Origin of the sequence: Nitrosomonas sp. ANs5, from assembly GCF_050584665.1 — a bacterium.
Taxonomy (GTDB): domain Bacteria; phylum Pseudomonadota; class Gammaproteobacteria; order Burkholderiales; family Nitrosomonadaceae; genus Nitrosomonas.
Genome location: NZ_JBEUDO010000079.1, coordinates 1 through 8,908 on the forward strand (window position 1 = coordinate 1; position 8,908 = coordinate 8,908).

The 8,908-nt window shown below is 47.4% G+C and carries 10 protein-coding genes; 4 read left to right on the plus strand and 6 right to left on the minus strand.

The window, feature by feature from the left end:
* Positions 1-606 precede the first annotated feature (606 nt).
* Together ABTW62_RS12900 and ABTW62_RS12905 are read left to right on the plus strand one after the other, a co-directional pair.
* Complete coding sequence (locus tag ABTW62_RS12900) at positions 607-1,704, plus strand: tryptophan 2,3-dioxygenase family protein (RefSeq protein WP_430904982.1); 1,098 nt, start codon at positions 607-609, stop codon at positions 1,702-1,704.
* On the plus strand, positions 1,688-2,878 hold the full coding sequence (locus tag ABTW62_RS12905; RefSeq protein ID WP_430904983.1) for an aminotransferase class V-fold PLP-dependent enzyme: 1,191 nt from the start codon (positions 1,688-1,690) through the stop codon (positions 2,876-2,878). The genes ABTW62_RS12900 and ABTW62_RS12905 overlap by 17 nt, the downstream gene beginning before the upstream one ends.
* Before the next feature lie 112 nt (positions 2,879-2,990).
* Here ABTW62_RS12905 and ABTW62_RS12910 read toward each other — a convergent pair whose 3' ends face one another.
* The gene (locus ABTW62_RS12910; RefSeq protein ID WP_430904984.1) at positions 2,991-3,371 is read right to left on the minus strand and encodes a hypothetical protein; all 381 of its coding nucleotides are present in this window, start codon (positions 3,369-3,371) and stop codon (positions 2,991-2,993) included.
* 376 nt (positions 3,372-3,747) lie between these two features.
* Between ABTW62_RS12910 and ABTW62_RS12915 the strand changes: the two genes are divergently transcribed.
* Both ABTW62_RS12915 and ABTW62_RS12920 read left to right on the plus strand, forming a co-directional pair.
* On the plus strand, positions 3,748-5,316 hold the full coding sequence (locus ABTW62_RS12915; RefSeq protein ID WP_430904985.1) for a tyrosinase family protein: 1,569 nt from the start codon (positions 3,748-3,750) through the stop codon (positions 5,314-5,316).
* Between the two features lie 90 nt (positions 5,317-5,406).
* Entirely contained in the window at positions 5,407-7,317 is a 1,911-nt protein-coding gene (locus ABTW62_RS12920) for a multicopper oxidase family protein (RefSeq protein WP_430904986.1), read from the plus strand.
* A gap of 212 nt (positions 7,318-7,529) precedes the next feature.
* Here ABTW62_RS12920 and ABTW62_RS12925 read toward each other — a convergent pair whose 3' ends face one another.
* From ABTW62_RS12925 to ABTW62_RS12945, 5 genes are all read right to left on the minus strand, one after another.
* Positions 7,530-7,751 (minus strand): hypothetical protein, encoded by a 222-nt coding sequence (locus tag ABTW62_RS12925; RefSeq protein WP_430904987.1) that lies wholly within the window; start codon positions 7,749-7,751, stop codon positions 7,530-7,532.
* Between the two features lie 79 nt (positions 7,752-7,830).
* Complete coding sequence (locus tag ABTW62_RS12930; protein WP_430904988.1) at positions 7,831-8,043, minus strand: hypothetical protein; 213 nt, start codon at positions 8,041-8,043, stop codon at positions 7,831-7,833.
* Complete coding sequence (locus ABTW62_RS12935) at positions 8,040-8,264, minus strand: addiction module protein (RefSeq protein WP_430904989.1); 225 nt, start codon at positions 8,262-8,264, stop codon at positions 8,040-8,042. Before ABTW62_RS12935 ends, ABTW62_RS12930 begins: the two co-directional genes overlap by 4 nt.
* Positions 8,265-8,452: 188 nt before the next feature.
* Positions 8,453-8,656 carry a hypothetical protein gene (locus ABTW62_RS12940; RefSeq protein WP_430904990.1) on the minus strand — a complete coding sequence of 68 codons (204 nt, stop codon included), beginning with the start codon at positions 8,654-8,656 and terminating at the stop codon, positions 8,453-8,455.
* Between the two features lie 83 nt (positions 8,657-8,739).
* Positions 8,740-8,907, minus strand: a complete 168-nt coding sequence (locus ABTW62_RS12945; protein ID WP_430904991.1) for a M48 metallopeptidase family protein — start codon at positions 8,905-8,907, stop codon at positions 8,740-8,742.
* Between the last annotated feature and the right edge of the window lies 1 nt (position 8,908).

Genomic DNA, 8,908 nt, shown 5'->3' on the forward strand with positions numbered 1-8,908 from the left:
TTGTTGGAGTCACGAAGTCAGGATAAGTAGTGGCTATCCATCAGGCAATAGGCATGGCAAACCCAGTTAAACCGTTTGCAGACTTGGCCAAACAATGTTAGCCAATTGATGCGGTCAGCATCATCCAGGTAAATTTCCTCCTGGCGATCTCCTCGGGTGGTCACATGATACAGGGCGCCTTGGGCAAAGGTGCTGGATCAATAATAAACTCGGACACTAGTACTACGTTCCGTCAATTAGATTACAAATGAAATCGATGGATTCGCCTGCCAGGCTAGGCGCAAACCGCAGTCATAGCCGTAGCTATCGAGGATTTGCAACAACGCATGACAGGCGAAGGCGCGATTTCATGTAAGCGGTTTGGCGGAACGGAGTACTGGGAGGCTGTCCGAGACTGATCTACTGCGGACGAGCCTGATTGGCCGGATTTTACGATCCTTTTCGTTAAATAGAACGACTATTCGCCTCAAATGATCGAAAAATCCAACTCAACCAGCCGCGCCCTCGCTACGATCGCTATTCTCGGACAGCCTCCTAGGTTTTATGTTAGTTTTGTAGAACAGTGCTGGATTGAACTGATTGATCATTTTTCAGGTAAGGGTTTGCATGAAGATTCATCCTCCGCTCTACTACCGAGATTATCTGCAATTGCCTAAAATCCTGAATGCTCAGGCGCCTGAAAGTGCGAAATACGGCAATGAGGTTCATGATGAAACATTGTTCATCGTAGTCCACCAAACCTATGAGCTCTGGTTCAAGCAAATTTTGCATGAACTCGATTCCATCCGGCGGATCATGGCAGAGTCTTTTGTACCGTCCACCGATCTTTATGTCATTCAAGCGCGTCTGGACAGAGTCACCACCATTCAGCAGATTCTGATCGATCAGATCCAGGTCATGGAAACAATGACGACTCTGGATTTCATGGAATTCTGGGATTACCTGGTGCCGGCTTCTGGTTTCCAGAGTGTGCAGTTTCGCTTGATCGAAGCATTATTAGGTATCAAACCCGAGCACCGGATGGACATTGAAAAGCAATTCATCAATTCCCGCCTCAAGCCTGAGGACAGGAGAATACTGGAAGAAGCGGAAAATCAAGTCAGTATTTTTGAGTTAATCGAGACATGGCTTGCACGTATTCCTTTTTCCGTGTTCAAAGGGTATGACTTCTGGGGCGAGTATTCCTTGGTAGTTCATAAAATGCTGGATCAGGACTACCAAATTATCCTGGATAACCCGAGTCTGGATCAGTCTATGCGTGAGATAGAATTGAGGAATCTGGAAACGACGCGTGAGACGTTTGCGACGCTATTGAACGCTGATAAATTTGCCGAACAGCGGATGCAGGGCAGTGTCAGGCTGTCTCAGAAAGCGATGCTATCTGCAGTTTTCATTTTTCTCTATCGTGATTATCCAGCACTACAAATGCCTTTCAAAATTCTCAGTTCCCTGGTTGAAATCGACGAAAAGTTTACCACTTGGCGTTTCCGCCATGCGCTGATGGTGCACAGGATACTCGGTACAAAAATTGGAACCGGCGGTTCTTCTGGACATCAATATCTGAGGGCAACGACGGAAAGGAATCGTGTTTTTGTGGATCTATTCAATCTAGCAACTTTTCTCGTACCCAAATCCATAGCGCCGAAATTGCCGGAATTTGTCAAGAATCAGTTGGATATCGTCTATGATGCCTTTCAATCCTAAGCAATACTATCGACGGTTCTGGGCAGGCCATGCTGGTAAATTGCATTTTCGCGCGCATTCCCATCACTTCTGGCCCGATATCAGCCGTGAAGCTCAAATTACCTATTGGGACGAGTGTGCGAAGCTTAGCGATAATAAATGGGACAAGATTTTTTCTGAGACGATTCCTCGCACACAAAACCATATCGCCAGCATCCTGGGGTTGGCCGACGCAAGACAAATTGCATTGGCACCCAATACCCACGAACTTTCCACGCGTTTGCTCTCACTTTTCGTGGGCAGAAAAAGTCTAAACATTCTTACCACAACAAATGAGTTTCATTCTTGGCGTCGGCAATTTTTTAGGCTGATGGAAATCCCCAACATTACCATCCATCAGGTGGATGCAAATAATTTTCCTCATGATCGGGACGCTTTTCTGCAGGCCATGCGGACCGAGCTTAGTAAACACTATGACTTGGTTTTCCTCAGCCAGGTTTTTTTTGATTCCGGTGCGGCCTTGACGGATAGTGAAATAGCGTCGTTAGTGGCGGTCACGCCCGATTCAACACTTTTTGCCATAGACGGCTACCATGGTTTTGCCGCCATTCCCTGTTGTTTGACCAAACTGGAGGGGAAGGTTTTTTATCTTGGCGGCGGCTACAAATATGGGCAAGGTGGCGAGGGAGTGGGTTTTATGGTCGTACCCAAGGGGAATTGGCGTCCGGCCTATACCGGCTGGTATGCCGAATATGCCAAACTCTCCGGGCTAGCTGGGCAGACAGTCGGTTATGCCGATGATGCCATGGCATTCATGGGCTCGACACAGGACCCAAGCGGCTTCTATCGTTTTAACGCGGTCTGGGATTTATTTAAAGCGGAGGGTATCGACATACCAGGCATTCACGATTACGTTGTCGGATTGCAAAAATCCTTTCTTGAAAACCTGCCCCGGTATTTTATGCAGAATTGGTCGCTGACGCCGTTGTTCGACCCGGCATTAGTCTGGCATGGGCATTTCTTGACGTTTGAGGCATCCTCCTTGGATCTTGCCGAAAGATGCTTGCAAACCCTAAATAGTCACGATATTTTAATAGATCGCCGTGGCGCCCGTTTGAGGTTTGGTTTCGGGCTTTATCAGGATGAAGCTGATGTGATGGCGCTTTGTCAGCGCCTGCAGGAATTGGTTGGGTAATTTTAAAAACAAGGAATGGGGTCAGGTCTTGTTGTACAACATAACATCCCCGCTTTTTTAATAATATGACTGATAGTCGCATAATGCAGCCCGAATTCATCCACTATCGCCTTCATTGTATAGTCGCCTGTTTGATAGGCTGCTGCATGGTCTCGACAAATTCTTCTTTGCCAAGATAAATTTGCCCACGCAAGTCATTCCAGACGCTCGGCAATCCCACCCCCGCGCGCACAAAATCCCTATAAGCGGCAACGGCCCACTTCCGTTGTTTCCCAAACTGGCTCAGCATCCCGTCCGTTTGCAGCCACTCAGGACGGCTGCTTTTCCCGATCATGGCTGAATAGCTGCTCCAGGGCCATTGCTCCACATCCTTCACCCTGCCCGCCCGCACAGGATTCAGTACAACATAGCGGGAGAGTTCAAGCAGATAGCTTTCCTTCTCCATCAGAATGGCTTTGTATCGTCCTTGGTAGGCATGCACAACATGACTCAAGACTTGACCCCTTATTGTGCGCTTGACCCCTTATTGTGCGAAGTTGGGCTAAAGTTTCTTGTACAGATACCGATAACACTAACTAACGGCTCTTCATCACCGTGGGTTGGAAGACAGAGTTCCGTCCGCTGGCCATACCCCTGCGGTCGGTGTTTTTTTACCTCTTGTTTCAGGAAGTCCCATTTGAACCAACCCTGGCAAAGGCTGGGCACGGACTTACAATCATACACATACATTACCAGCAGTGAGCTGGAGGCGAATCAGTTCACGCCGATGGTGTGAGGCATGAGCCCATAGAACCAGCATGCCCGTTACTAAACAGCGGCTGACTCTGGTAACCCTTTCTTTTTCCTTGTTTTTATACAAGAAGGTAATAATGAACGCTTTTCATACAACATTAAATGAATGGGCGAAATCAGTAGCGCCCGTCACACTGCTATTACTCTCTGCAACTGTTTCCGCTGAAACACCACGTATAAGTGTTCTGGAGTTTTCCCAGGATGCTGCAAAAGTGACTGCTCTGGAAAAAGGTATTGCCAGCATGAATGCCAATAGCAGTGCCAATCCGGACTCTGCTGAGTACCGTACCAGTTTTGCCTATTGGGCCAACACACATGGTTATTTTGGCAAGGGCAAAAATGCAACTGATCTTCAAGAATATATTGCTTATCGGATGCCAGGTTGTCTTGAAACCCTTGATAAAGAAACCTGTAATGAATATTACGCGCACATGGCTAACACGCCGGTACCAAACGATGGTTTTACTGAAAACGTTTGGGGCACTTGCCAGCACGGCAATTTGAATTTTCTGCCATGGCACCGTATGTACCTGCATTTCTTTGAGAGAACCTTGCGCAAGCAAAGTGGTGACGCTGATTTATCTCTGCCTTACTGGAATTATTACGATGAAAAAAGCAAGGATGGAAAAGGTCTGGCGATTCCTTTCCTGGTCAGGCAATCGGCCAGCGATCCTCTGTATGATAGGTGGCGTACACCTGGTTTAAATGACAATGCAACCTCAATTTCTGTACAAACTGCCAGCTCTAAGCAGGCATTTGAATTTAATGATTTCACTAACTTTTCGAAAACACTGCAAAACCAGCCTCATGGTGTAATGCATTGTGCGGTAGGTACCGGCTGCACCACACCAGATATGGGTTTCGTACCGATTGCAGGACTTGATCCGGTATTTTATATGCACCACGCCAATATTGATCGTTTATGGCAATGCTGGCTGGATCGTAAAGCCAATGGGCAAAAGCAGGATCTCGCCTGGGCCAAAAAGAATCTGAGCATGCCGGACGCCTGGTATGAGACCCGCTATATCTTTGCTGATGAAAATGGTAATAAAGTTGAGGTGACCATCGCCGATCTTTTTGATGAAAAGAAATTTCCACGTCGTTACGCCACTGATCTGCGCTGCGAGCAACCAGTGTTAAAGCAAGAGGCTCATTTGGTTGCAGCTGCAGGAGAATCGCCCTTGAAGTCACATGCGTTGCTGACCCATCCTAATAAAGTTGTTTTACGCGGAAAACCGGTAGCAGTTAATTTACAACCGGCAGCTGCCAATTTGAAAGCGTCCTCACTGTCGCAAACGCTTCAGAAAACTGCAGGAATTTATCTGATACTGGAGGATGTCACTATTGATGGGGCTCCGGCGGTAACCTATGACATTTATATCGCTAATAAACAACAGAGTGATAAACGTATTTATGTGGCGACATTCAATTTGTTCGGTGCACATGATCATGATCAGAGTACCGGTGAACGACTGATTTTTAATGTAACTGAAGATGTTGCCAAGTTGGGGCTGACAGGCCCGGACAGTGTATCTGTTACATTTGAGCCTACTACCTTATCCAGCCGCCCGGTTCCACAGGTGCGTTCCACCAGTGGAATTTCTGTCGGCACGATCCGACTGGAAAATACCGCCATTCGTCCCTGATCACTCATGCCCGACCCACCCCGGTCGGGCATTTTCTTATAGATGGTCTGCGAAACGACCAGTAATATCTGCGAAAGGAATTTTTTTATGATGAAGCGGACAATCTGTAAATACATAGTTTCCCTGAGCGCCTTACCGCTCTTGTCTCCACTGGTGAACAATGCTTGCTCTGCTAATGACCATTTACTGAATGATCCCTCTTTAATGCCCATTCAGTCAGCTGTTTCCCAAGCATCAACTGGCTTGTTGAAATCTTCACCAACTGCAGAAAAATATTTCGAGTGGACAGTAACTTACACTAATAATCGTATATGGAATCCGGCCGCCAACGATTGGGACAGGGTTCGTTTACGCAGTTACCAGGGTACCGGCATTGACCCCCAAGCACCGTATGTAGCACCGACTATTGTGATGGCACCGGGTGATACCCTTCGTGCAACTTTAAAGAACCGTCTGCCGAAAGATGAAACATGTTTTGATAAATCCTTGCCCATCAACAAGCCACACTGTTTTAACAGTACCAATATGCATACCCATGGTTTATGGATCAATCCGGCGGGCAACAGCGACAACGTACTGATATCCATTAATCCCAATGTTGATTTTCAGTATGAATACAATATTCCCGCTGATCATCCGGCCGGTACCTTCTGGTATCACCCGCATCATCATGGTTCTACGGCAATTCAAGTTGCCAGCGGAATGGCCGGTGCATTGATCGTTACAGGGAATCGACCACCTACCGAAACTCAAAATGGTGATATTGATACTTTACTGCCAGGAGTGCAGGAACGTATTTTATTATTTCAACAAATTCAGTATTACTGCCACGGAGAAGGCAAGAAACCGGAAGATTACGATTGCCGTAACGAGCGGGATATAGGCCAAATTGAGAGTTATGCCGCACTTGCTCCGGGCAAGTGGTCGGATTCAGGAAGATTCACCAGCATAAACGGACAGGTGCAGCCCGTTATTCAGTCCAAAGCCGGGCAGGTTGAACGCTGGCGAATGATTCATGCCGGGGTGCGCGATTCCATTAATCTGGAATTCCGGAAAATGAAATCGACAAACAATAATCTTCGCACTGTATTACATCAGCAGGCCTTACAGCAGGATGCGTTGATTGACCAATACTGTACGGGCGAACCCCTGACACAATTTATCATTGCAGCCGATGGTCTCACTGCGCCTGCTATCCGCCAATACGCCACTACGGTTTTTCAGCCTGGTTACCGCTGGGATGCTTTGATGATATTTCCGGAACAGGGCCAGTATTGTGTCATTGATACCGCTGCAACAGCGTCGGCCAATGTGGACCCTACAATGTCACCGCGCCAGCTATTGGCCGTGGTAGATGTAAGCGGAAGAGCAAAAGCTGATCCGGCAAGCCTTCTGATGCATACTCTGACAGAGAATGCAAAGCAGCAGTATCCAGACAATGTCAGTCAACAAGTCATCCATGATTTGGAGAAGGGTCAACTCCTGAGCAAATTCGTTCCACATTTGCCGGTTACACAGACGGATGGCAGGCAGTCATTAACTTTTGATATCAAAAATGGATTATTTCTGATTGACAATAAACCTTATGACCCGGCACGTATCGACAGGGAGCTGATGTTAGGCACCAGCGATGAATGGATATTGACTTCAAAGCTTGCCAGTCACCCGTTTCATATTCATGTGAACCCTTTTGAAATCATTGCCGTACTGGACCCTGACGGTAAAGATGTAAGTGGTCCTGATGCGGTTGATGATTTCGACTCGTCAGCACCGCCCGATGTCCAATACCGGGGAACCAAAGGATTATGGAAAGACACGTTATGGGTTAAAAACGTGCAGGGGAGCACCTACAAGGTGATTGTGCGAACCCGTTATCAGCGCTATATTGGAGACTTTGTATTGCATTGTCATATTTTGGATCATGAAGATCAGGGTATGATGCAGAACGTACGTATTGGTATCAGTGACGGTCGCAAAGAAATTGCTCACGGCCATCATTAGTCTTTCTACATCTGGCATAGACCGTCGAGAACGCCGAGTGATACCTGCTGGAGCGAGCGCTAACCTCAACCCGGGTTGGGCTAACCCGAATATTGCATGAATGAAGGAGGCAATTCCTGCCAAATCTTTTATAGTTCGGTTATCTATACTGAATCAAAGAGAGGAATTGCCAGTGACATGAAGGTATAGGAGTCAAGTCTTGTGTTAATACATCATGTCCCAGATTTTTTATCCGTTCGACTAACAATCACATAATGCAGCCAGAATTCATCTGCTATCGCTTTCATCGTATAGCCGCCTGTTTGGTAGGCTGCTGCAATCCCTGCATTTCTGTCATTGAACGATGAATAAGATGAGAGCGGCTTGGCCTTTGCTCTTCCCTGTGCACGCGGAATTTCACTGATATCGTTGTCGGATTGCACATGCTGCTGCATGATTTCGACAAATTCTTCAATTTGTCCGCGCAAATCATTCCAGATGCTCGGCAACCCCACCCCTGCGCGCACAAAATCCCTATAAGCGGCAACAGCCCGCTTCCGTTGCTTCCCAAACTGTCCCCAGTATCCAGTCCGTTTGCAACCACTCAGGACGGCTGCTTTTCCCGATCATGGCTGAAATGGCTTTGTATCGTCCTTGGTAGACATGTCCAACATAATTCAAGAATTGACCCCCTATTGTGCTTGCATTGAACTCTATTTCAGCTTCCGGATGGAATGAAAAGCTCATTTCTCAAATCTGCTCCAGATTTTACGAAACACCTCGTCACCTGGTACTGCTTCAATGTTCACTGACCTAAGCTCAGAAAGACGTCGTTTCGCTTCTCTTCCCCATTGTTTATCTATCTCGGATTCAGGCTGGTTTAGACTACGCAAAAGCGTGTCCACAACCAAGACCCTCTCCTCCACAGGGAGGGACACTGCTTCATCTATTAATTGCTTTGTATTCATATTTCCACCTTTGTCTTTGTATGTGGCACCTCCTTAATAGCCGAACGAATAGCGTTTATTTGCTGCCTTATCGGCGGCGGATAAACCTTGTTGAACTAAACTACCGGGAAAGCGGTGCTTATGGGGATTGTAAGGTTGTGGAAGCGGGAGTCAATCAATAAATGTGAACAGAAAGGGGTCAAGTCTTGTTACAACATATAAGCGGCAACGGCCCGCTTCCCAAACTGCCCGAGTATCCAGTCCGTTTGCAACCACTCAGGACGGCTGCTTTTTCCGATCATGGCTGAATAACTGCTCCAGGGCCATCGCTCCACATCCTTCACACTGCCCGCCCGCGCAGGATTCAGCACAACATAGCGGGAGAGTTCAAGCAGATAGCTTTCCTTCTCCATCAGAATGGCTTTCTATCGTCCTTGGTAGGCATGTACAACATGATTTAAGACTTGACCCCTATCGTATTGCAACCATGGCTCTTTTAGATATCCAGACTTGCCCCGCGTTTGCGCAACCACTCCTTTCTTTCGCGCCAATCCGGCAGCACCTTGTCCACCTCGTTCCAGAAGGCATCGCTGTGGTTGCGGTGATGGAAGTGGCAGAGCTCGTGGACCACGATGTAATCGATGATGCGCGGCGGGGCCATCATG